The 22,119-nt window shown below is 61.0% G+C and carries 21 protein-coding genes and 2 pseudogenes; 13 read left to right on the forward strand and 10 right to left on the reverse strand.

Annotation, left to right across the window (positions count from 1 at the left end):
- Positions 1–4 precede the first annotated feature (4 nt).
- From J5M72_RS00445 to J5M72_RS00470, 6 genes are all read left to right on the forward strand, one after another.
- Positions 5–523: an RNA polymerase sigma factor gene (locus J5M72_RS00445; protein ID WP_169432201.1), complete on the forward strand. Its 519-nt coding sequence runs from the start codon at positions 5–7 to the stop codon at positions 521–523.
- On the forward strand, positions 520–1,491 hold the full coding sequence (locus tag J5M72_RS00450; RefSeq protein ID WP_207863729.1) for a FecR family protein: 972 nt from the start codon (positions 520–522) through the stop codon (positions 1,489–1,491). Before J5M72_RS00445 ends, J5M72_RS00450 begins: the two co-directional genes overlap by 4 nt.
- Before the next feature lie 122 nt (positions 1,492–1,613).
- The gene (locus J5M72_RS00455) at positions 1,614–4,040 is read left to right on the forward strand and encodes a TonB-dependent siderophore receptor (RefSeq protein WP_207863730.1); all 2,427 of its coding nucleotides are present in this window, start codon (positions 1,614–1,616) and stop codon (positions 4,038–4,040) included.
- A gap of 74 nt (positions 4,041–4,114) precedes the next feature.
- Positions 4,115–5,245, forward strand: a complete 1,131-nt coding sequence (locus tag J5M72_RS00460) for a PepSY domain-containing protein (protein ID WP_207863731.1) — start codon at positions 4,115–4,117, stop codon at positions 5,243–5,245.
- A complete protein-coding gene (locus J5M72_RS00465) occupies positions 5,242–5,421 on the forward strand; it encodes a hypothetical protein (protein ID WP_169432205.1) in 180 nt (59 codons plus the stop codon). The genes J5M72_RS00460 and J5M72_RS00465 overlap by 4 nt, the downstream gene beginning before the upstream one ends.
- Positions 5,422–5,582: 161 nt before the next feature.
- Positions 5,583–6,212, forward strand: coding sequence for a glutathione S-transferase (locus J5M72_RS00470; RefSeq protein ID WP_207863732.1), 630 nt, complete (start codon positions 5,583–5,585; stop codon positions 6,210–6,212).
- A gap of 87 nt (positions 6,213–6,299) precedes the next feature.
- Here J5M72_RS00470 and creD read toward each other — a convergent pair whose 3' ends face one another.
- On the reverse strand, positions 6,300–7,670 hold the full coding sequence (creD, locus tag J5M72_RS00475; protein WP_207863733.1) for a cell envelope integrity protein CreD: 1,371 nt from the start codon (positions 7,668–7,670) through the stop codon (positions 6,300–6,302).
- A gap of 167 nt (positions 7,671–7,837) precedes the next feature.
- On the opposite strand from creD, the gene J5M72_RS00480 reads away from it, so the two are divergent.
- On the forward strand, positions 7,838–8,848 hold the full coding sequence (locus J5M72_RS00480; protein ID WP_207863734.1) for an acyltransferase: 1,011 nt from the start codon (positions 7,838–7,840) through the stop codon (positions 8,846–8,848).
- Between the two features lie 11 nt (positions 8,849–8,859).
- Here the strand turns inward: J5M72_RS00480 and creC are convergent, their stop codons facing one another.
- The 3 genes from creC to J5M72_RS00495 form a co-directional block, all read right to left on the reverse strand.
- Positions 8,860–10,278 (reverse strand): two-component system sensor histidine kinase CreC, encoded by a 1,419-nt coding sequence (creC, locus tag J5M72_RS00485; protein WP_207863735.1) that lies wholly within the window; start codon positions 10,276–10,278, stop codon positions 8,860–8,862.
- The gene (gene creB / locus J5M72_RS00490; RefSeq protein ID WP_207863736.1) at positions 10,278–10,958 is read right to left on the reverse strand and encodes a two-component system response regulator CreB; all 681 of its coding nucleotides are present in this window, start codon (positions 10,956–10,958) and stop codon (positions 10,278–10,280) included. Before creB ends, creC begins: the two co-directional genes overlap by 1 nt.
- A 73-nt stretch (positions 10,959–11,031) precedes the next feature.
- Positions 11,032–11,535 carry an ATP-dependent zinc protease gene (locus J5M72_RS00495; protein WP_169432211.1) on the reverse strand — a complete coding sequence of 168 codons (504 nt, stop codon included), beginning with the start codon at positions 11,533–11,535 and terminating at the stop codon, positions 11,032–11,034.
- A 174-nt stretch (positions 11,536–11,709) separates the two neighbouring features.
- On the opposite strand from J5M72_RS00495, the gene J5M72_RS00500 reads away from it, so the two are divergent.
- Positions 11,710–12,597 (forward strand): acyltransferase, encoded by an 888-nt coding sequence (locus J5M72_RS00500; protein ID WP_169432212.1) that lies wholly within the window; start codon positions 11,710–11,712, stop codon positions 12,595–12,597.
- Position 12,598: 1 nt separating this feature from the next.
- On the opposite strand, the gene J5M72_RS00505 is transcribed toward J5M72_RS00500, so the two are convergent.
- Positions 12,599–13,156, reverse strand: coding sequence for a DUF2780 domain-containing protein (locus J5M72_RS00505; protein WP_207863737.1), 558 nt, complete (start codon positions 13,154–13,156; stop codon positions 12,599–12,601).
- A gap of 220 nt (positions 13,157–13,376) precedes the next feature.
- On the opposite strand from J5M72_RS00505, the gene J5M72_RS00510 reads away from it, so the two are divergent.
- From J5M72_RS00510 to J5M72_RS00525, 5 genes and pseudogenes are all read left to right on the forward strand, one after another.
- On the forward strand, positions 13,377–13,631 hold the full coding sequence (locus J5M72_RS00510) for a hypothetical protein (RefSeq protein WP_243433153.1): 255 nt from the start codon (positions 13,377–13,379) through the stop codon (positions 13,629–13,631).
- Between the two features lie 42 nt (positions 13,632–13,673).
- Entirely contained in the window at positions 13,674–13,886 is a 213-nt protein-coding gene (locus J5M72_RS00515) for a cold-shock protein (protein WP_207863738.1), read from the forward strand.
- Between the two features lie 163 nt (positions 13,887–14,049).
- A pseudogene (locus J5M72_RS28850) lies at positions 14,050–14,190 on the forward strand (sigma factor-like helix-turn-helix DNA-binding protein); the annotation flags it as partial.
- 24 nt (positions 14,191–14,214) lie between these two features.
- Positions 14,215–14,814, forward strand: a pseudogene (locus J5M72_RS00520) (anti-sigma factor); the annotation flags it as partial.
- 128 nt (positions 14,815–14,942) lie between these two features.
- Entirely contained in the window at positions 14,943–15,449 is a 507-nt protein-coding gene (locus J5M72_RS00525; protein WP_207863739.1) for a DUF3757 domain-containing protein, read from the forward strand.
- Positions 15,450–15,506: 57 nt separating this feature from the next.
- On the opposite strand, the gene fdhA is transcribed toward J5M72_RS00525, so the two are convergent.
- From fdhA to J5M72_RS00550, 5 genes are all read right to left on the reverse strand, one after another.
- Positions 15,507–16,706 carry a formaldehyde dehydrogenase, glutathione-independent gene (gene fdhA / locus J5M72_RS00530; RefSeq protein ID WP_011336270.1) on the reverse strand — a complete coding sequence of 400 codons (1,200 nt, stop codon included), beginning with the start codon at positions 16,704–16,706 and terminating at the stop codon, positions 15,507–15,509.
- A 202-nt stretch (positions 16,707–16,908) separates the two neighbouring features.
- Positions 16,909–17,766, reverse strand: coding sequence for a formyltetrahydrofolate deformylase (gene purU / locus J5M72_RS00535; RefSeq protein WP_007959808.1), 858 nt, complete (start codon positions 17,764–17,766; stop codon positions 16,909–16,911).
- Positions 17,767–17,985: 219 nt separating this feature from the next.
- Positions 17,986–18,618, reverse strand: coding sequence for a sarcosine oxidase subunit gamma family protein (gene soxG / locus J5M72_RS00540; protein ID WP_207863740.1), 633 nt, complete (start codon positions 18,616–18,618; stop codon positions 17,986–17,988).
- A gap of 144 nt (positions 18,619–18,762) precedes the next feature.
- On the reverse strand, positions 18,763–21,780 hold the full coding sequence (locus J5M72_RS00545; protein WP_207863741.1) for a sarcosine oxidase subunit alpha: 3,018 nt from the start codon (positions 21,778–21,780) through the stop codon (positions 18,763–18,765).
- A complete protein-coding gene (locus J5M72_RS00550; RefSeq protein ID WP_207863742.1) occupies positions 21,777–22,106 on the reverse strand; it encodes a sarcosine oxidase subunit delta in 330 nt (109 codons plus the stop codon). Before J5M72_RS00550 ends, J5M72_RS00545 begins: the two co-directional genes overlap by 4 nt.
- Positions 22,107–22,119: the final 13 nt, after the last annotated feature.

Genomic DNA, 22,119 nt, shown 5'->3' on the forward strand with positions numbered 1-22,119 from the left:
TTTCGTGTCGTCAGCCCAAAGCCCTCACAGTGAGCTCGTCGGTGCGTTGTATCGCGACCACCGCGGCTGGCTGCTGGCCTGGCTGCGGCGCAACGTGGCCTGCCCGCAACGCGCCGAGGACCTGAGTCAGGACACCTTCGTCCGCCTGCTCGGCCGCGACGAACTGCTGACGCCCCGCGAACCCCGAGCCTTTCTGGTAGCCATCGCCAAGGGCTTGTTGTTCGACTACTTCCGCCGGGCAGCGCTGGAACAGGCGTATCTGACCGAACTGATGCTGATTCCCGAAGGCGAGCAGCCGTCGGTGGAAGAGCAACAACTGATCCTCGAAGACCTCAAGGCCATCGACCGCCTCCTCGGCCAATTGTCGACCAAGGCCCGCGCCGCTTTCCTTTATAACCGTCTCGACGGCCTGACCCATGCCGAGATCGCCGACAAACTCGGCGTGTCGGTCCCCCGCGTGCGTCAGTACCTGGCCCAGGGCATCCGTCAGTGCTACATCGCCCTGTACGGTGAGCCGACGTGAACCCGGCCAGTTCCAGACCGGTGCCGGCCCATGTGCTGGATGCAGCGATCGCCTGGCAATTGACCCTCGACTCCAGCAGTCCGCTTGAGCGCGAAGAGTTCGCCAAATGGCACGCTGCCAATGAAGAGCATGCCCGCGCCTGGCGCCAGCTGGGCATGCTCGACCAGCGTTTCAGCGTGGCCAACGGCCCGGCACGCAGCGCATTGCTGCAATCGCGCGAAGGCATCCGCCGTCGGGTACGCAAGCTTGGCAACGGTCTGGCCAGCGTTGTGGCGGTGGTCGGTCTGACATTGTTTGCCGCCGACCATTACCTGCCGCTGGATTACTGGCTCGCCGATCAGCGCACCGCCACCGGTGAACAACGTACCGTGCGGCTGGCGGACGGCACCGTGGTCAATCTCAACACTCACAGCGCCATGGATGTGCGGTTCGATGAAAAGCAGCGGCTGATCGTGCTGCAGGAAGGTGAAATCCTCATCGAAACCGGTCATGGCGATGCGCGGCCGTTCATCGTCGAAACCGCCGAGGGCAGCATGCGCGCCCTCGGCACGCGTTTCCTGGTCAAGCGAGAAGACGCCGGCACGCGCCTGAGTGTGCTGCAATCAGCGGTGGCGGCGCATCCGCAATCCGATCCGCAGGAACAGATCCTGCGCGAAGGCCAGCAAGTGCTGATCCGCAATAACGGCTTGGATTCGGTGGTGGCGCTCAACCCCGGCGTCGATGCCTGGACCCGCGGCATGCTGGTGGTGGACAACGCCCGCCTGGAAGACCTGGTGCATGAACTCGGTCGTTATCGTCGTGGCCATCTGGGCATCTCACCGGAGGTGGCCGATCTGCACATCACCGGCAGTTTCCCGCTGCACGATACCGACAAGGCGCTGAACGCCCTGCTGCCGACGCTGCCAGTGCAGATCGAGCAGCACACGCCATGGTGGGTCACCGTGGCCAAGGCTGATCCGAAGCCTTGATCCTCTGTCATGGCGCGGGCCGTTTCGCGTTAATCGACATTATTTTCATCCAGCCCTATCACTTTTCGAATCTCGTACGGCACACAGGCAATTGAGAAATATTTCCATTCAGGAGCCGCCGTATGTCCCGTTCGCTAGACACCTTGTTGCGCCCCAGTTTGCTGGCGGTCGCCATTGTCCTCTGCACCCCGCTGGCCAGCAGCCAACTGATCGCCGCTGAACAGGCGTCGAGCGTACGCGCCTACAACCTGCCGGCCGCGCCCCTGTCGACCACCCTTAACCAGATCGCCAGCCAGGGCGGCCTCACGCTGTCGCTGAACCCGTCGCTGGCGGCGGGCAAGACCTCGGCGCCGGTCAACGGCCAATATGACGCAGCCGGCGCCCTGCGCGCGGCCCTGCGTGGCACGGGTCTGCAACTGCAACAGAGCGGCACCGGGACCTACACTCTGGTCGCCGTGCCGGATGGCGTGCTGGCGTTGCCGGAAACTTCCGTGATCAGTGTGGAAAACACCGAAACGGCCTGGGGCCCGGTCGAAGGCTACACCGCCACTCGCACTGCCGCCGGCACCAAGACCGACACCGCGCTGGTCGAAGCGCCGCGTTCGATTTCCGTCGCCACCCGCCAGCAGATGGACGATCGCAGCGTGCACAGTCTCGATGACGCCGTGCGCTACATGCCGGGCATCACCGCCAGCAGCTACGGCAGCGACACCCGCGCCGACTGGCTGCGCGTGCGCGGCTTCGAACCGACTCAGTTCCTCGACGGCCTGCCGCTGCCAAAAGGCGTGTACGCCAACCCGAAACAGGAAACCTGGAACCTCGACCGCCTCGCCCTGCTGCGCGGCCCGGCTTCGTCCGTGTACGGCCAGACCCCGCCGGGCGGCCTGCTGGACATGGTCAGCCGTCGCCCGAGCGATGTGCAGAGCAGCGAAATCCAGCTGCAATACGGCAGCGACAACCACCGTCAGATCAACTTCGCCAGCACCGGCAAGATCGACGAAGCGGGTCAGTTCCTGTATGGCCTCAGCGGCGTGGTGCGTGACAGCGACACGCAGATCGACCACATCGAAAACAAGCGCTACAACATCGCGCCGAGCCTGACCTGGAACATCGACGACGACACCAAATTCACCCTGCTGACGCAGTTCACCCGCGACGATACCGGCATCACCAGCCAGTTCCTGCCGGTGCAGGGCACCAAGATCGACATGCCGTTCGGCAAGGTTTCCCATCACAAGAACCTCGGCGATCCGGACTGGGAATACTACGACCGCACCTACTACGCGCTGGGCTATGCCTTCGAACATCGCCTGAACGATGTGTGGCAGTTCAAGCAGAACCTGCGTTACACCAAGTCGGATCTGTCGTTCCAGGGCATTACCGTCGGCTCCTACCCGTTCACTCAAGTGGACAATGACGGCAACGTTGGCCGCTCGACCACCATCGTCGACGAAGACATCAGCCAGTTCGCCGTGGACAACAACTTCCAGGCCGACTTCGCCACCGGTGACATCCGCCACACCCTGCTGCTGGGTCTGGATCACCAGCGCAGCAATACCAACTACACCTCGATCTTCGGCAGTGCGCCGGACATCAACGTGAACAACCCGATCCATGGTCAGCCGATCGTGCGTCCGGCGCGCTCCACCGCGTTCTATGACTACAACCAGAAGACCTACCAGACCGGCCTCTACATCCAGGACCAGATGGCCCTGGACCAATGGCGCCTGACCCTCGGTGGCCGTGAAGACTGGGTGCACACCGGTACCCAGTTCATCAACAAGGCCGATGCGACCAACACCGAGCGCGACAAGGCCTTCAGCGGTAACGCGGCGATCAGCTACGTGTTCGACTCCGGTTTCGTGCCGTACCTGTCGTACGCCGAATCCTTCCAGCCCACCAGTGGCGCCGACGCCTCCTCCACTGAATCGCTCAAGCCCACCGAAGGCAAGCAATGGGAACTGGGCATCAAGTACCAACCACCCGGCAGCAAGACCCTGCTGTCCGCAGCCGTGTATGACCTGACCCAGAAAAACGTCTCGGTCAGCTCGTTCGTCAACGGCGTATCGATCACCAGCCAGACCGGTGAAGTCAAAGTCAAAGGCCTGGAGCTGGAAGCCACCTCCGATGTCACCGACAACCTGAAAGTCATCGCCGCCTACACCCTGGCCAAATCCGAAGTGCAGAACGGCGTCGACAAGGGCAATCGTCTGCAACTGATGCCGAACCAGCAGGCCTCGCTATGGGCCGACTACACCTGGCACAGCGGCGTGCTCGACGGCTTCGGCATCGGCGCCGGTGCGCGCTACACCGGCAACACCTACGGCGACAAGGCCAACACCTGGCTGGGCAAGGCGGACGCCTACACCGTGTTCGATGCCAGCGTGCATTACGACCTCGGTCGCCTGGACAACAGCCTCAAAGGCGCGTCGCTGGCAGTCAACGCCACCAACCTGCTGGACAAGGACTACATCTCCACCTGTGACAGCTTCTACTGCTACTACGGCGACCAGCGCAGCGTCATCGCCAGCGCCACCTACAAGTGGTAAGCGTCTGAGCTGAAACCGGCCCGGCAACCAGGCCGTCCCTCGTGGACGGCTTTGGTGCTCTTTAAGGTCATCAAATGAAAAGTAAAACAATTCGCCGCTGGTCGTTCGTCCACACCTGGACCAGCCTGATCTGCACCGTGTTTTTGCTGCTGCTGGCCCTGACCGGCCTGCCGCTGATCTTTCATCACGAGATCGAGCATCTGCTCGGTGACGCACCCCAAGTGCGCGAGATGCCGGCCGATACGCCGCACCTGAATCTGGCGCAACTGGTGCAAGCCGCCGAAGCCCATCGCCCCGGCGAAGTCGTGCAGTATTTCGGTTTCGAAGACGACGAGCCGAACACCGTGCTGACGATCATGGCGAAGACTGCCGGCACCGAGCCGAATTCCTCGCACACCTTCATGCTTGATGCGCGGACCGGAGAAGCCCTGGAAACACCGTCGGCCAATGGCGGCCTGATGCTGTTCATCCTGCGCCTGCACGTCGACATGTTTGCCGGTCTGCCGGGCAAGTTGCTGCTGGCGTTCATGGGTGTGTTGTTCGTGGTCGCCATCGTGTCCGGGACGGTGTTGTACCTGCCGTTCATGCGTCGCCTGGATTTCGGCAGCGTGCGCCGGGACAAATCCACCCGACTGCGCTGGCTCGACCTGCATAACCTGATCGGCATCGTGACCCTGACCTGGGCACTGGTGGTCGGCGTCACCGGGGTGATCAGCGCCTGTGCCGATCTGATCATCGCGGCCTGGCGCAACGATTCGCTCAACACCATGATCGCGCCCTACCGCGATGCGCCACCGCTGACTCACCTCGCCCCGGCCACCCGCCTGCTGGATATAGCCGGCGAAGTCGCACCGGGGATGAAACCGGACTTCATCGCCTTCCCCGGCACCCGCTTCTCCAGCGAGCACCATTACTCGGTGTTCATGAAGGGCGGCACCCATCTGACCTCGCATCTGCTGACGCCGGTGCTGATCGACGCCAGCAACCTGCAGGTCACGGCAGTCGCCGAACGGCCGTGGTACATGGACGCCATGGGCATGTCGCAGCCGCTGCACTTTGGTGACTACGGCGGCATGCCGATGAAAATCCTCTGGGCCACGCTGGACGTGCTGACCATCATCGTCCTCGCCAGCGGCGTGTATCTGTGGGTGGTGCGACGCAGGGCCGCAAGACCGGTGCTGGAACCGGCGCAGGCCTCTGCATGAAGCCGCGTCAGTCGAATTTCTGGAAGGTCTTCAGCACACCGCTGGTGATCGCGCTGCTGAGTGCAGCGGGCCTGTTCGCGGCGCTGCTGGGGGACGGGATCTGGGATGGTTTGAGCTGGATTGGTCTCGGAGTGCCGGCAATTCTGGGATTGAAGGGATTACTGCAGCGAAGCTGAAAAACCTGTGGGAGCGAGCCTGCTCGCGATAACGGATTTTCAGTCACCTGGATTGTGAATGAACAGACGCTATCGCGAGCAGGCTCGCTCCCACAAAGAGCTTGAGCCAAGGCGCTGACAGGCTATGCTGCCCGTCATTGCCCCTGACCGAGACCCTGCCGATGTCCGCTCCCAGCATGACCCTGTTCCACAACACCCTGTCCCCGTTCGTGCGCAAAGTCATGGTGCTGCTGCACGAGACCGGCCAGCAGGATCGCGTCGCGCTGCAGGACTGCGTGCTCAGCCCTGTCAGCCCGGACGCCGCGCTCAACGAAGACAACCCGCTGGGCAAGATCCCGGCCCTGCGCCTGGCCGACGGCAATGTCATCCATGACAGCCGGGTGATCCTCGACTACCTCGACCACCAGCACGTCGGCAATCCGCTGATTCCTCGCGACGGCTCGGCCCGCTGGCGGCGCCTGACGCTGGCCTCGATGGCCGACGGGATCATGGACGCCTCGGTCATGGTGCGTTACGAGCAAGTGCTGCGCGCCCCGGAAAAACACTGGGACGAATGGCTCGAAGCCCAGCGCGAAAAGATCCGCCGCGCCCTCGCCCTGCTGGAGCGCGACGCGATTGCCGAACTGACCTGCCACTTCGACGTCGCTTCGATCAGCGTGGCCTGTGCGCTGGGTTATCTGGATCTGCGCTTCCCGGATCTGGGCTGGCGTGAAGCCAACCCGCAGCTGGCCAATTGGTTCTTTGAAGTGAGCCAGCGGCCGTCGATGATAGCGACGATGCCGAAAGTTTGATGCGCGGGGCGGGAGGCAACGACGCAAAGATCAGCGTCATCAACACCTCGGCCTCCCGCTGCTCCTCACGCAGCCCCACGAACCGGCTCATTGCACCGCTCCGATATCGAATTCCAGCGGTTTGGCCGGTTTCTGCCCGATCCCGTACCAGTCCAGATTGCGGGTCAGCACCATAAACACGCCGAGCAGACCGAACAGCAGCAGCGAGCCCATCAACAGCGCGTAATCCTCGGCGCTCAACAAGCCATAGAGCAAGCCGTACAACGCCGCCAGCCCCGCCGAAAAACTCAAGCCGTGGCGCACGCTGCGCAGCACGTGGCAGACATAAAACCCGATCAACACCACACAACCGCTGGCCGACAACAGATACGCGAGAGCAAAACCGATGTGCTCGGACAACGACAAAAGCAGCAGGTAAAAGAACGCCAGCGCCACACCCACCAGCGCGTATTGCACCGGGTGCACCGCCAGGCTTTTCAGCACTTCGAACAGGAAGAAACCGGCGAATGTCAGGACGATGAACAGCAGCGCATATTTGATCGCCCGGTCGCTCTTCAGGTATTGATCCACCGGATCGATGAAACTCACGCCGAAACTGCGCCCGTTGAACGCCTCGCAATCATTGCCCGATACGCAACGGTTCATGGCTTCTTGCAAATTGGTGGAGAAAAACGAGGTCTGCCAATCGGCGGTGAAACCCTGATCGGTGATCTCGCGCTTGGCCGGCAGGAAGTTGCCGATGAAGCTTGGGTGCGGCCAGTTGGCAGCGAGGTTCACGCGGCTGGTCTTGCCCACCGGCAGCACCTGCAGCGAACCGGTACCTTGCAGGCGCAGATCGAAGCCGAAGGCCAGTTCCGTGACCTGAGTGGTATCGAGTGCAGGCAACGTCGCCCGAACACCTTCGCCGAGCCAGCCCACTTGCGTGCCGGGCACAAAGTCCAGGCGCTGCGAACCCAGTTCCAGTTTCAGGGCATTTTCAATGCCTCGAATATCACTGATGCCGATTGCCAGAAACGGCGCATCGAATTTGTAATCGACGAAGTCTTCCTTGATCCCCAACTGCGCCGGTAGCGAAAAATGCCCGCTGATGCGGTTGTCGGCATGGAACAGCCGCGCCTCGTAGATCCCACGGGCACGCAGTTCGGTCTGCACCTGGCCGTCGAGCTCGAAGCGCTCCGGCAGGAAGTACAGGCGGCCACGTTCTTCGCTGATTTCCTGATAACGCTCGTCACTCTTCTCTTTGGTCTTCCAGGTGCGTACCACTTTGCGGTACGGCACCACCATCACCGGCCCGCTGATCTGCTGGCTGTAGCTGGAACTGCGGGCGATGTCTTCAAGCACACCGTCACGCCGTTGCTGGCGATCATCGATGATGCCGTCGATCATCAGCAACGGGACCAGCAGTACCAGGATCAACAGGGCAATGGCCCCGAGCTTGAAAGTCAGATTTCGGTACATCAGAACGCTCCCTTGTTTGGAATGGAGCAAGTCTGCAAATGCTGTGTGGGTTTGTGATGGAGGTTCTGTGGGCTTTGTGTGGAAAACCCTGTAAAACGCTTTTCCCATTATCGAGTGCAGGATCGCTACACGTTATTCGGGACAGGATTTGGACAAGGATTATTCCGTTGAGAAACAATTCATTCGACTTGATCAGGCATTTTGCGGCACTGATGGTGCTGGTCAGTCACCACTTCGCACTTTGGGGTCAGGAAGAACCGGGCATCGCCGGCTACAACTCATTGGGTGGAATGGCCGTCATTGCCTTCTTCGCGATCTCCGGTCTGTTGATTACCCACAGTTTTCTCAATGCCAGAAATTTCGCCGACTACCTGGCCAAACGTGTCGCGCGAATTTTCCCGGCGCTGATTGCCTGCGCCTTCGTCATGACGTTTGTGGCAGGAGGGATATTTGCGCAGGGGTACATCACAGGCCCTTCGGCACTGATCGACTTCCTGCGCATCTCGTTGTTCGGCCGCGCGGCAATCGATGAAATCACCGAAGGCTTTATCTTCAGCGAGTCTTTCAACGGCAGCCTGTGGACGCTGAAGATCGAATTCGCCTTTTACATACTGGTGGCGGGCGCGCTGAGTCTGTTTCGCCGGGCCATGATGCCCGCCGCTTTGCTGATGATGTTTTGCATTGCAACCTATGTACTGGGAAACAGCACGCCGAGCGCCCTGACACAGAAGCTGGCCGTGTATGGCTGCGCCGGTATTGCGTTTTTCACTGGATCGCTAGGGGCGTTCTGCACCCGTGTCTTTTGCTCGACACGCCGCAGACTGACCATACTGGCGGCCTGCGCCGGCCTGATGGTTGCCGTCGCTGGAACCCCGCTGACCGGTGTGGTCTCCACACTGTGCATGGCTCTTGCGACACTGAGCCTGGGCCTTTCATATGTCGATCACACCATCCGGGGGCGCTTCGACATCTCTTACGGCCTCTATCTTTACGCGTTCCCTGTTCAACAACTGGTGATCAACAAGACTTCGCTGGCGTTCATCCCGTCGATGCTGGTGTCAGCGCTCATCGTGATGGTTCTGGCCAGCGTGTCCTGGCGGTGGATCGAGAAACCGGCCCTGCAATGGGCACGCCGCAGAAACGGAGCCAGGGTCGCAGAAGTGCCAAAAGCATCCTGATTGTTTGACGGTCAAGGCAGACGCAGACACACCCGCACGCCATCCGCCACGTTGGCGATGTGCATCGAGCCGCCATGCAACTTGACCACTTCTTCGACGAAGTTCAGCCCAAGCCCTGTACTTTTACGCCCGCTGTCCGGGCGTGGCAGCGAGTAGAAACGCTCGGTCAGACGCGGCAGAGCGTAGTCGGGAATCGGCGCGGTTTCGTTGAACAGGCAACACACGACCTGCTCACCGGCCCGCTCGGCGCTGAAGCGCAGCAAACCTTGTTCAGGGGTGAAGTCGAGCGCGTTTTCCAGCAGATTGCCCAGGGCCTGTCGTAGCAGGAAAGGCTCGCCGATCACCGATAGATCCGCTTCGACGACTTGCTCGACCCGCAACCGACGGCTTTCGATCCGGGCCATCTGCGCTTGCAGTGTTTGCGCCATCAATGTCGCCAGCGGCACCGCGACGCGCTCTTCAAGACCTTGCCGCTGCTCGACCTGCGCCAGGTTCAGCAGGCGTTCGATCAACTGCTGCATCCGTGCGCTTTCACTATCGATATTGCCGACGAAACGCTGGCGTTGCGCCAACGGCATTTCGCCCTGCAACAGTTCGGCGGCACCACGAATCGCCGCCAGCGGGCTTTTCAATTCGTGGGTCAGCGTGTGGACGTAGCGTTCGACATAGGCCTTGCCTTCAAGCTGGGTGCGCATTTGCTCCACGGCACTCGCCAATTGTTCCAGCTCGCCGCCGCGATAATGCGGCACTTGCACCCGACGCCCTTCGCTGACTGCCTGGGCATAACCGGTCAAGCGGTGCAGCGCCCGGCTCAACCACCACGACAGAAGCGCACCCAACAGCAGGCCCAGGACGATCAGCCCGGCGCCGTAAGCCAGCAGGCGGCGCTCGGTACGGTCGACGTAGGGCTGCAACGAACTGTTGGGCTTGGCCACGGTGACCACGCCGATGATCTTGCCCTCATCGCGAATCGGCGCACCGACGTGCATGACCGAAGAGTTCGGATCATTCGGATCGCTGCGGCTGGAGCGCGCGCCGTATTCACCGCGCAGGGTCAGGTAGACGTCGTTCCAGCGCGAGTAGTCCTGACCGACCGCCAGACCGCTGGAATCCAGCACCACAATGCCCTTGGCGTCGGTGACGTAGATGCGGTGGTTGACCTGGTTTTTCGGCAGCCCCCAGATCGTCGCTTTCGGCTGGCGTTCGCCATAAGCCCGGAGCAGCTCGGGCCAGCGATTCTGGCTGAGGGTGCCGGCCTTGAAGTCGTCCTTGAGGATTTCCGCCATCAGGTTGGCGGTATCGACCAGGGTCTCCTCGGTGGACTGGCGCACGCCGGGACGGATTTCCTCCATTACGGTGTTGAGCACGAAATAACCGGTCAGGCCGATGAACAGCACGTAGACCAGAAAGATCCGCAGCCCCAGCGGCATCAGCTGTGTCCCGGGCTGTAGCTGTAGCCGAGGCCGCGATGGGTCTGGATCGGCTCGGCTTCGGCGCGCACCAGACGTAATTTGGCGCGCACGCTTTTGATGTGGCTGTCGATGCTGCGCTCGTAACCAGCATCCGCCGCCACGCCCAGCGCATCGAGCAGTTGCTCGCGGCTGAACACCCGCTCGGGTTGTTCGAGCAGGCATTGCAGCAGACGGAATTCGTGGCGGGTCAGGCTCAAGGGCTGGCCGCGATAGCTGATCTGCACGCGCTCGGGATCAATGCGAAACATCCCCGACCAGGCGTCGACCGGCGCACGGGGCGCCATGCGCTTGAGAATCGCCCGGACCCGCGCGGCCACTTCCCGTGGACTGAACGGCTTGACCACGTAATCGTCGGCGCCGATTTCCAGTCCTACCACGCGATCGATCTCGGCACCCCGGGCGCTGAGGAACAGCACCGGCACTTCGCTGAAACGACGCAACTGCTTGCAGGTTTCGAAACCGCTGATGTCCGGCAGGCCGATGTCGAGGATGATCAGATCCGCCGGCGTCTGGCGCTGATGCTCAAGCGCCGCCGCACCGAGACTCAGCCAGGTCGTGGTGAAGCCCTCGCCCTGCAAGGCAAAAATCAGCGTATCGGCAATCGCCGCTTCGTCTTCGACAATCAGGATATGAGGCATGGCGTCCGAGCCTGTGGATTAAGTGCGCGAACGGTGCCCCAAGCCCGGCGTTACGTCAATGAGACCACTTGTTTCAACAGTCGGGCTTGTCCGCCGTGAAGCGCCGAGCCGGGTTCACCGCCGCGCCGAACTCGCGCAGGGCCTTGGCACCGATCAGCAACGGGTAGTTGAAGTTGCTGCGGTCGGTCAGGTTGACCTCCACGGTACGCTTGACGTCGCCCAGGCACAGCTCCAGATCGACCACCGGGCGCTTGGCCACTTCGGTGCTTTCGCCCTCGTCTTCTTCATCCGAGCGACTCTTGATCTTGCTGATCCGCGCAACCTTGTGCTCGTACACCTTGTTGCTGGCGTCCTTGGTGGCCAGGCGGAAACGCACCCAGTCTTCGCCGTCGCGCTTGAACGTCTCGATGTCCTTGGCCGACAGCGAGGCGGTCAGCGCGCCGGTGTCCATTTTCGCCTTGAGCACTTGCCCGCCGATTTCCGGCAGCGCGATGTATTCGTAGCGCCCGTACAGGGTCGGCTCGGCGGCCAGCACCGGCAGGGCAACGAGGGAAAGCAATGCAAGGAGGGATTTCACGTAATGGGCTTCCTTCGGAAATGGGGGCGTCTGACGCAAGATTTTAGACCGCTGTTCGCTTGATCGTTCCCGCAAGGCTAACGCGCCAAAGGTGAAACATTCGTCACCGCCGATTTGGCCTGTCAGCCGAAGCCACTTATCATGGCGCGCCCATCCGCTTTCATAGAGTTGCTTATGCGCCGCCTGCTCACCGGCTGTCTCGTCACCCTGCTGCTGTTGTCCAACACCCTCGTGCTCTTCGGCCCGCTGATGGTGTTCGCCCTGCTCAAGCTGATCCTGCCGGGACGCTTTCGCGATTACGCCTCGTGGGCGGTGATGTGGATCGCCGAAACCTGGGCGGAAATCGACAAACTGATCTTCCGCCTGTGCATCCCGACGCAATGGGACATCCGGGGCGGCGATGATCTGCGTGGCGACACGTCGTATCTGGTGATCAGCAACCATCAGTCGTGGGTCGATATCCCGGCGCTGATCCAGACCCTCAACCGGCGCACGCCGTTTTTCAAGTTCTTCCTCAAGAAGGAACTGATCTGGGTACCGTTCCTGGGCCTGGCCTGGTGGGCGCTGGATTACCCGTTCATGAAGCGCTACACCAAGGCGTTCCTGGCGAAGCACCCGGAGCTGGCGGGCAAGGATCTGGAAATCACCAAGGCTGCCTGCGAGTTGTTCAAGCGTCAGCCGGTGACGGTGGTCAACTATCTGGAAGGCACTCGCTATACCGCGGCCAAAAGCACGCAGCAACAGTCACCGTTCAGCCACCTGCTCAAGCCCAAGGCGGGTGGCGTGGCGTTTGTACTGGCGGCGATGGGCGAACAACTGGACGCGATTCTCGATGTGACCGTGGTTTATCCACAGCCGAAGATTCCGGGGTTCTGGGACTTGATCAGCGGCAACGTGCCACGCGTGATCATCGACATCCAGACCCGCGAGCTGGATCCGGCCCTGTGGCAGGGCGATTACGAAAACGATCCGGTGTTTCGCGAAAAGGTCCAGAACTGGGTCAACCAGCTCTGGACCCTCAAGGATCAGCGCATCGCCGAACTCAAGGGCGAGCGCCGCTGAGTCAACCGTTGGTGCCGGTGCCCCAGATGCTGCCCAGGCTTTGCAGCAGCGAACCGCCGACACCCTGCTGACCGAGGTATTGCAGCAGGATCGGGGCAAACTGGCCGACCATCCCGCTGTCCATGCCCAACGCACCGAAGGCGTTGTTCAGGTCATTGGTGTCCTTGACGTTGCCCAGCGCATTTTCCAGTCCGGCGGACTTGCCCGACGAGCCGAGCAAGCCGCTCAACGCCGCCAGATTGCCTGCGCCGCCCGACAGCTTGTCGATGCCCGGCACTTCCTTGGCCAGTTCGGAATAGTCCGTGTTGCTCAGCTGGTTCTTCGCCAGTCCCAACATCGCACTGGTGCCGCCGACCGCTTGCTGCGGCGTGACGTTCAGCGCGCTCAAGGCACTCAACAGACCGGCGGTTTCCGACGTCGGCGCCGCAGCGGCGGCCTTGTCCCCGCCCTGCATGCCCGCTACCGCACCGGCCACGTCATTCAAACTGAAACCGGCAAACACCGGCCCTGCCGCCAGGGTCAGGAGCGATGCCAGGGCAAAACCGCGTGAAATGTTCATTCAGACATCCTCATGGGAAAGCTGTCACCGGACAACGGCGACGAAACTGCCGGTTTGACCGAGGATATGGCGACACGTTCCGGTCATTCCAATTCGAAATCCGAGTTATTCCAAAAGGCTCCAAAAAACTGTCAAACCTGACAGTTACCAGTTGAATACAAATGAATCACATTGAATTCGAGACAAGGTTGCCGCGGATCATTTCGAGAGAGGTGCTGCGATGGAGAAGCGATTGTCAGGCCGCGACGACTCGATCATCCCGCCGGTGAAGGAACCGTCGAAGGACGCTGCAAAGGTTGAGATTGATCACCCCCCATCAATCATCTTTTGCATTGATCCTGACGACCCAATCATTGGAAAAATCAGGGCCGGACGAAGGGTCAGTTATGAAGTGATGAAAAGTGATACAGGGCAGCATTACGCAATCAACGTTCGACTGGTTCGCGACAAAAGTACAGGTAAATCCTGGTCGTGAAAGTCAACCCTTGGTTTCGAACAGCAAACAGGAAGCATGGACATGTCAAACAGACAAAGCGGTACCGTAAAGTGGTTTAGCGACGACAAAGGCTTCGGCTTTATTACCCCTCAGGGCGGCGGCGATGATCTTTTCGTCCACTACAAAGCCATTCAATCGGATGGATTTAAAAGCTTGAAAGAAGGGCAGGCTGTGACCTTCGTCGCTGCAAAAGGACAGAAGGGAATGCAAGCGGAACAAGTTCAGGTCGTATAGAAACCCGTTCCAAAAAACGGCGCCTCAATGGCGCCGTTCTCATACTGCGTAAAACCTACGCCGCATTAAACAACTTGTGCGGATCAAACACAAACCGCGTGAAATCTTCCTTCAAATATCCTCTTGTGGCGTGAAAACCCTCGTCGACGAAAGGGAAAATGGCCAGCGCCAGTCGATTACCGTGGCGTACTTTCAGGGTTTGTCCTGCTCGGAGCTGGCCGAGAATCTGGCGGCGCCACTGGGCTCGCTCAAGTCGTGGGTTCGCCGAGGCATGGAACGCCTGCGCCGGTGCCTTGAATCATGACATCGGCTTGATGCCGGCGCCGGCCGTCTGCGCTTCGAGCAGTTGCTGCTGGAGGACGCGGTATTGCGCGCCGAGTTGGCGCACTGGCAGGAAAGCCTCGCCAGCCTCACCGAAACACTGCCGGAGGTTCCAGTGCCGGAGCGCGTGTGGCAAGGCATTACCGCACGGATCGAACCGCAGGTGCTGCATGTGCCCGAGAAGCGTCCGTTCTGGAACTGGCTGCGGGTAACGGCGGCACTGGCTTCAATCGTGGTGCTGGTGTTCCTCGGCTCGCTGTACACCCACGACGACGCCCGCTATCGCGCCACCCTGCTGAGCGCCGATGCTCAACCGGCGCTGAAAGTGGAAGCCCATGATGATTACCTGCAGGTCGAGCCGCTGACACTGGCGGCTGTCGATCCTCAGCGCAGCCTGGAACTGTGGGCGATTCCGGCTGATGGCAAACCGATCTCGCTGGGTGTGATCCCGGCAGGCGGTAAAGGCAAGGTTGAATTGAGCGCTGCGCAGAAAGCGTTGATCGGCAAGCCGATTGCCTTGGCAGTCAGTCTTGAGCCGAAGGTTGGATCGCCGACCGGGCAGCCGACGGGGCTGGTGCTTTATCAAGGGGCGTTGGCGGCGTTGTAATTCCAATCAGTATTAAGAAAAAGCAGAACCATATTGAAGTAACATAAACAACTGTCACTTATGACAGGTGTCAAAATAACTACCGAGTCATAGCATGGGCACTTCAATTACTAAACAAGGAGCTTCCCATGCAAATTTCCAACAAAAAAACCAGCGCATTGAAAGTCATATCGCTAAGCGTCTTCACCATGTTCACAATGATGGCTGGCACTTATACACTTGCGGAGAATTGCCCCCCATTAAGCTCGGTATCATCACAGGATATTAATGGTACCTTTCACTACTCTGCTGGTGCATTCAAGGGCTCCAATGCGGATACAGGTGTGGAACCAGAGAATGTCGACTACTCAAAGAAAAGTGGAGTCAAGTTCACAACTGCGACCCTCGCACAGCGTAAAGTAGGATCAGAGGGTGAAGATCCAGCAGATAAGCCTGGCAGCATTATCAGCTATGTAAAATGTGATTACGAAGGTTCGGGGGCCGATGACCGCGTGCGTCTTTCCCAAAGAACGAAAGCATTTGCTACCGAAGGCAAAGGCACTTGGGAAAAAGACACAAATGAAAACAGTGCTAAAACTCATAACAAGAAGTGCAGTGCATCCAATGTAACCGACTGCGAGTTCAATCTTCCTTAATCACCACTAGAAATAAAAGCGGCGCCTTACCAGGCGCCGCTTTTTTAGTTTTGAGGCTTACGCCGCACTGAACAACTTGTGCGGATCAATCACAAACTTCTTCGGCACACCCGCATCGAACTCGCCGTAACCTTCCGGCGCCTGATCAAGACTGATGACCTGCACGCCCACCACTTCGGCGATGTTGATGCGGTCCCACATGATCGCCTGCATCAGTTGGCGGTTGTACTTCATTACCGGGGTTTGCCCTGTGTGGAAGCTGTGGGATTTGGCCCAGCCGAGGCCGAAGCGGATGCTCAGGCTGCCCATTTTTGCGGCAGCGTCCACGGCACCCGGATCTTCGGTCACGTACAGGCCCGGGATACCGATCTTGCCGGCGACGCGCACCACACCCATCAGTGAGTTGAGCACAGTGGCCGGGGCTTCGGATTTGACGCCGTCGTGACCATGACCACGGGCTTCGAAGCCCACGCAGTCCACTGCGCAATCCACTTCAGGCTCGCCCAGCAGCGCGGCGATCTGTTCGTGCAGCGGGGTGTCTTTCGACAGGTCGACGATTTCGAAACCCTGAGCCTTGGCGTGGGCCAGGCGGATGGTGTTGACGTCGCCGACGATCACCACCGCGGCGCCGAGCAAACGGGCGGAGGCGGCAGCTGCCAGACCGACCGGACCTGCGCCGGCAATGTACACGGTGCTGCCCGGACCGACGCCAGCGGTAACGGCGCCGTGGTAACCGGTCGGCAGGATGTCGGAGAGGCAGGTCAGGTCACGGATTTTCTCCATGGCCTTGTCGCGGTCCGGCAGTTTCAGCAGGTTGAAGTCGGCGTACGGCACCAGCACGTATTCGGCCTGGCCGCCGGTCCAGTCGCCCATGTCGACGTAACCGTAGGCTCCGCCGGCGCGAGCCGGGTTGACGGTCAGGCAGACGCCGGTGTGTTGCTCCTTGCAGGAACGGCAGCGCCCGCAAGCCACGTTGAACGGAACGGACACCAGGTCGCCGATTTTCAGGCTTTCGACGTCGCTGCCCTTCTCGATCACTTCACCGGTGATCTCGTGCCCCAGCACCAGACCGACCTGGGCGGTGGTACGGCCGCGCACCATGTGCTGGTCGGAGCCGCAAATGTTGGTTGAAACCACACGCAGGATGACACCGTGCTCGATCTTCCTACCGCGCGGATCCTGCATTTTCGGATAGTCGATTTTCTGTACTTCGACCTTGCCAGCGCCGAGATACACCACACCACGATTGCCAGACATGCTTTCACCTCGCTGTTGTTTTTATGGAACCGCGCCGCCCAGGCAGGCAGCGCGTTAAGTGCTCGGGTACAGATGCTGATTCTTGTGTTGCCTGTTATGGCCTTATCGCCAGCAGGCTGGCTCCCACGGTTGATTTCTGGTGTCACTGAGATCTGTGATCAGCACAAAACCCTGTGGGAGCGAGCCTGCTCGCGATGGCGATCTAAAGAACGACGGTGCGATTGGCGTTCAAAAACACCCTCCGCTCAATGTGATACCCGACGGCCCGGGCCAGGGTCAGGCCTTCGATATCACGGCCCTTGGCAATCAGGTCTTCGGGGTAATGACTGTGATCCACTGCCTCGACGCCCTGGGCGATGATCGGTCCCTCGTCGAGGTCGTTGTTGATGTAGTGCGCCGTCGCGCCCACCAGTTTCACGCCCTTGTTGTAGGCCTGGTGATACGGCTTGGCGCCCTTGAAGCCCGGCAGCAGCGAGTGGTGAATGTTGATCGCCTTGCCATCGAGCTTGCGGCACAGTTCCGGCGACAGCACCTGCATGTAGCGGGCGAGGATCACCAGTTCGGCACCGGCCTCCTCGATCACCTGCCACACCTGCCGCTCCTGGGCCGGTTTGTCGTTGGGGTCGAGGGGGAAATGGTAGTAGGGAATCTGGTGCCAGTCGGCCAGCGGCTTGAGGTCCGGATGGTTGGACACCACCGCCGCCACGTCCATCGACAACTGGCCGATTCGCTGGCGGTAGAGCAAGTCGTTGAGGCAGTGATCGGCCTTGGAGACCATGATCACCACTTTTGGCCGGTAGTTCGGCGCGGTCAGCTCGAAGATCATGCCGAACGCCTGACCACGCTCGGCGAGGCCGGCGCGGAAGGACTGCTCGTCAAAACCGTCGGGCTGACGGAATTCCACACGAATGAAAAAGCGGCCCGAGAGCCGGTCATCGAACGAGTGGTGCTCGGTGACGTAACAGCCCTGCTCGAACAGAAAACGCGTCACCGCGTCCACGGTGCCGAGAACGCTGGGGCAGTCGGCGGTCAGAATCCATGTGTCTGGGGCGCGGCTCATGGTGCGGTGACTCCTGTTCTTTGTGCGGAGTGTCAGGGAGTTTCCCCTCACCCTAGCCCTCTCCCGGAGGGAGAGGGGACTGACCGAAGTGTCTGCAGAGCTACATCGACCTGAAAGTTCGCGGTTGAATATAGATCGCAAGAACAACCGAGATCGGCTCCCTTTCCCCCTCTCCCCCCTGGGGGAGAGGGTTGGGGTGAGGGGGTGGCTTTTGATCTTTCAGGCCTGAACGCTAAGCCCGTACTCAGCCGAAGCATCCTGCAACCACAACCACCAGTAATCCGAGAAGCTGCGACGGATCAGCAGTTCCCAGGTGTCTTCGGCGGTGTGGCGGATCATCAGCTGCGACTTGGCGAACACCGTGCCGACGGCCTTGCCGACCGGGAAGTTGTTCGGGTGCACGTCGTAGCTGGTGGATTTCATCAGCACCTGACGCACGTTCGGGCCGCTCAGTTCGAGCACCTGCTGGCCGCCGCTGACGTTGACGATTGCGATGTGCAGATCGCCCAGCGCTTCGCGCAGTTTCTGCTCGGCGGCGAACTCTTCGCCGCTCGGCACGATCAGCAGCCACTCGTCCGGGCCCATCCATTGCAGGCTGGTTTCGCCCTTGACGATCACGCTCAGGGCACCCGGCAACTCGATGCCCAGAGCCTTGTGCACGCCGGCAGCGAACGCGGCATCGTGGCCGTCGCCACGAATGGTCAGATGGCCGAGAAGTTTCTTTTCACGCACGATCACGCCGGCGTTCTTGCGGCCCTTGCCGACCAGGCTGGCGAGGTCGGCATGATGCAGAGACGACTCGGCCTTGGCCCCGGTGGTCGGGCGTTGTTGGTAAACGTTGGCTGCGGTCATAAAACACCTTCCTGAATTCTGTTGGTTCCTGCGGTGGCTGATCTGCCGCCTTCGCGAGCAGGCTCGCTCCCACAGGGAAACGCGATCGAATGTGGGAGCGAGCCTGCTCGCGAATAGCCGCCCGACCCACAGTTCTTGAGGCCGTCAGATGTTCTGGCGATCGCCTTTCGGATCGAAGAACACCGAAGAAACGATTTCCGCCTCGATCACGCTGCCATCCGCCAGCGGCGCGAACACCCGCTCGCCCATGCGCTTGAGACCACCCTTCACCACGCCCATGGCAAACGAATAGCCAAGGGAGTTGTGCGCGTAGCTGGAGGTCACGTGGCCGACCATGGTCATCGGGATCGACTGCTTGGTGTTGAACACCAGCTGCGCACCTTCCGGCAGCCATTTGGTCGGATCGATCGGCTTCAGGCCCACCAGTTGCTTGCGCTGATCACGCACGCAGTCTTCACGGTTCATGCCGCGCTGGCCGATCCACGAGAACGGTTTGGTGCGACCGACGCACCAGCCCATGTTCAGGTCGTCCGGGGTCATCGAGCCGTCGGTGTCCTGGCCGACGATGATGAAGCCCTTCTCGGCCCGCAGCACGTGCATGGTTTCGGTGCCATATGGCGTCAGGTTGAACGCCTTCCCCGCCTCGACAATCTTCTCCAAAACACCCATCGCATAGTCGGCCTGGACGTTGACTTCGTACGACAGCTCACCGGTGAACGAGATGCGGAACACCCGCGCCGGCACACCGCCGACCAGACCTTCTTTCCAGGTCATGAACGGGAACGCTTCGTTGGCCAGATCGATGTCAGTCACGGCGCTGAGCAGCTTGCGGCTGTTCGGGCCGGACAGGGTCATGGTCGCCCAGTGGTCGGTGACGGAGGTGAAGTACACCTTCAGGTCCGGCCATTCGGTCTGGTGGTACAGCTCCAGCCACTGCAGGACGCGAGCCGCGCCGCCGGTGGTGGTGGTCATGACGAAATGGTTGTCGGCCAGACACGCCGTCACACCGTCGTCGAAGACCATGCCGTCTTCCTTGCACATCAGGCCGTAACGGGCCTTGCCCACGTCGAGCTTGGTCCAGGCGTTGGTGTACACGCGGTTGAGGAACTCGCGGGCATCCGGGCCCTGGATGTCGATCTTGCCCAGGGTCGAAGCGTCCAGCAGGCCGACGCTGTCACGCACAGCCTTGCATTCGCGTTTGACGGCGGCGTGCATGTCTTCACCGTTTTTCGGGAAGTACCACGGACGTTTCCACTGACCGACGTCTTCGAACTCGGCGCCGTTTTTCAGGTGCCATTGATGCAGTGCGGTGTAACGCACAGGTTCGAAGATGTGCCCGCAGTGGCGACCGGCTACCGCACCGAAAGTGACCGGCGTGTAGTTCGGACGGAACATCGTGGTGCCCATCTGCGGGATGGTCACGTTCAGCGAACGGGCGGCAATCGCCAGGCCGTTGACGTTGCCGAGCTTGCCCTGATCGGTGCCGAAGCCCAGCGCGGTGTAGCGTTTGACGTGCTCGACCGACTCGAAACCTTCGCGGGTCGCCAGTTCGATGGCGGCGGCGGTGACGTCGTTCTGCAGGTCGACGAATTGTTTCGGCGCCCGGGAAGTGCCCTTCTCGTGCGGCACCTGGAACAGCGCCAGCGTCGGCTCTTCGTGGCGGCTCAGGGCCTTCGGCAGCACGCCTTCAACGGTCTGGAAACCGGCTTCGGCCGCGGCGCGCACGCCGCCTTCAAAACCGTCGGCCAGGGAATCGCCGAGACCGTAGACGCCGTTGATGCCACCGACGCACACGCGTTTCTGCGGTGCTTCGCCCGGTACGAAACCGAGGATGTCTTCGCGCCAGATCGGCTTGCCGCCCAGGTGCGACGCCAGGTGCACCACCGGGCTGTAGCCGCCGGAGCTGGCGATCACATCGCATTCCAGCCACTCGCCGGGACTGGTCACGGCATGGCCTTTCACATCGATGGCGGCCACACGGGCAGCGGTCACACGCTTGCTGCCACGGGCCTCGATCACGGCGCTGCCGGTGAGGATACGAATGCCTTTGGCGCGGGCTTCTTCCACCAGTGCCCCGCGCGGATTGCTGCGAGCGTCGGCGATGGCCACCACTTGCAGGCTGGCGTCCAACCAGTCCAGCGCCACGCGGTAGGCGTGATCGTTGTTGGTCGACAGCACCAGCTTCTTGCCCGGTGCCACGCCGTAACGGCGCACGTAAGTCGAGACGGCACCGGCGAGCATGTTGCCCGGCACGTCGTTGTTGCCGTAGACCAGCGGACGCTCGTGAGCACCGGTCGCCAGCACCACACGCTTGGCGCGGACGCGGTGGATGCGCTGACGCACCTGGCCGATCGGAGCACGGTCGCCGAGGTGATCGGTGAGGCGTTCGTGAATGGTCAGGAAGTTGTGGTCGTGGTAACCGTTGACCGTGGCGCGTGGCAACAGCAACACGTCCGGGGTGTTCTTCAATTCGGCGACGACACTGGCGACCCACTCCATCGCAGGCTTGCCATCGAGGCTTTCGCGGGAATCGAGCAGGCTGCCACCGAACTCTTCCTGTTCATCGGCGATGATCACCCGGGCACCGCTGCGCGCAGCCGCCAGGGCAGCGGCCAGACCGGCCGGGCCGGCGCCGACGATCAGCACGTCGCAATGCTGGTTCATGTAGTCGTAGGTGTCCGGATCGACCTCGGTCGGCGAACGCCCCAGCCCGGCAGCCTTGCGAATGTACTTCTCGTAGGTCATCCAGAACGATTGCGGGTACATGAAGGTTTTGTAGTAGAAGCCCGGCGGCATCAGCTTGCCGCCGACCTTGCCGAGAATCCCCATCATGTCGTTGTTGACGCTCGGCCAGCCGTTGGTGCTGGTGGCGACCAGGCCTTGATACAGCGCCTGTTGCGTGGCGCGCACGTTCGGGATCTGGGTAGCTTCGGTCGCACCGATCTGCAGCACCGCGTTCGGCTCTTCGGCGCCGGCGGCGAAGATGCCGCGAGGGCGCGAATACTTGAAGCTGCGGCCGATGATGTCGACGCCGTTGGCGATCAGCGCCGACGCCAGCGAGTCACCCTCGAAGCCTTTGTAGCTCTGACCGTTGAAGGTGAAGCTCAGCACTTTGTTGCGGTCGATCCGTCCACCGTTGGACAGGCGATTGGTCTGGCTCATACCTTCTCTCCCAGCGCCGTCGTGGCTGTTTTCGCAGGGTCAGCCTTGTCGGTGAATTGCGGCTTGGTGCCGATCTTGTAGGTTTCGAGAATCTCGTAGGTCACGGTGTCGCGGGTGACGTTGAAGTACTGGCGGCAACCGGCGACGTGATCCCACAACTCGTGGTGCAGACCGCGAGGGTTGTCGCGGAAGAACATGTAGTCGCCCCACTCCTCGTCGGTGCAGTTGTTCGGATCCAGCGGACGCGGAATGTGCGCCTGGCCGGATGCGTGGAATTCCTCTTCGGAGCGCAGTTCGCCGCAGTGAGGACAGAAGATATGCAACATGGGGATTTCTCCT

It is taken from the genome of Pseudomonas sp. 58(2021) (genome assembly GCF_017491585.1).
Lineage (GTDB): Bacteria > Pseudomonadota > Gammaproteobacteria > Pseudomonadales > Pseudomonadaceae > Aquipseudomonas > Aquipseudomonas fluorescens_BT.

Coding starts and splice junctions, on each gene's coding strand:
- J5M72_RS00465 (WP_169432205.1), top strand. CDS start 5,242: ATGAAGCCGCGTCAGTCGAATTTCTGGAAGGTCTTCAGCACACCGCTG.
- purU (WP_007959808.1), bottom strand. CDS start 17,766: ATGAGCCGCGCCCCAGACACATGGATTCTGACCGCCGACTGCCCCAGC.
- soxG (WP_207863740.1), bottom strand. CDS start 18,618: ATGACCGCAGCCAACGTTTACCAACAACGCCCGACCACCGGGGCCAAG.
- creB (WP_207863736.1), bottom strand. CDS start 10,958: ATGCCTCATATCCTGATTGTCGAAGACGAAGCGGCGATTGCCGATACG.
- creD (WP_207863733.1), bottom strand. CDS start 7,670: ATGTACCGAAATCTGACTTTCAAGCTCGGGGCCATTGCCCTGTTGATC.
- J5M72_RS00460 (WP_207863731.1), top strand. CDS start 4,115: ATGAAAAGTAAAACAATTCGCCGCTGGTCGTTCGTCCACACCTGGACC.
- J5M72_RS00550 (WP_207863742.1), bottom strand. CDS start 22,106: ATGTTGCATATCTTCTGTCCTCACTGCGGCGAACTGCGCTCCGAAGAG.
- J5M72_RS00505 (WP_207863737.1), bottom strand. CDS start 13,156: ATGAACATTTCACGCGGTTTTGCCCTGGCATCGCTCCTGACCCTGGCG.
- J5M72_RS00500 (WP_169432212.1), top strand. CDS start 11,710: ATGCGCCGCCTGCTCACCGGCTGTCTCGTCACCCTGCTGCTGTTGTCC.
- J5M72_RS00470 (WP_207863732.1), top strand. CDS start 5,583: ATGTCCGCTCCCAGCATGACCCTGTTCCACAACACCCTGTCCCCGTTC.
- J5M72_RS00455 (WP_207863730.1), top strand. CDS start 1,614: ATGTCCCGTTCGCTAGACACCTTGTTGCGCCCCAGTTTGCTGGCGGTC.
- J5M72_RS00510 (WP_243433153.1), top strand. CDS start 13,377: ATGGAGAAGCGATTGTCAGGCCGCGACGACTCGATCATCCCGCCGGTG.
- J5M72_RS00525 (WP_207863739.1), top strand. CDS start 14,943: ATGCAAATTTCCAACAAAAAAACCAGCGCATTGAAAGTCATATCGCTA.
- J5M72_RS00545 (WP_207863741.1), bottom strand. CDS start 21,780: ATGAGCCAGACCAATCGCCTGTCCAACGGTGGACGGATCGACCGCAAC.
- fdhA (WP_011336270.1), bottom strand. CDS start 16,706: ATGTCTGGCAATCGTGGTGTGGTGTATCTCGGCGCTGGCAAGGTCGAA.
- J5M72_RS00515 (WP_207863738.1), top strand. CDS start 13,674: ATGTCAAACAGACAAAGCGGTACCGTAAAGTGGTTTAGCGACGACAAA.
- creC (WP_207863735.1), bottom strand. CDS start 10,278: ATGCCGCTGGGGCTGCGGATCTTTCTGGTCTACGTGCTGTTCATCGGC.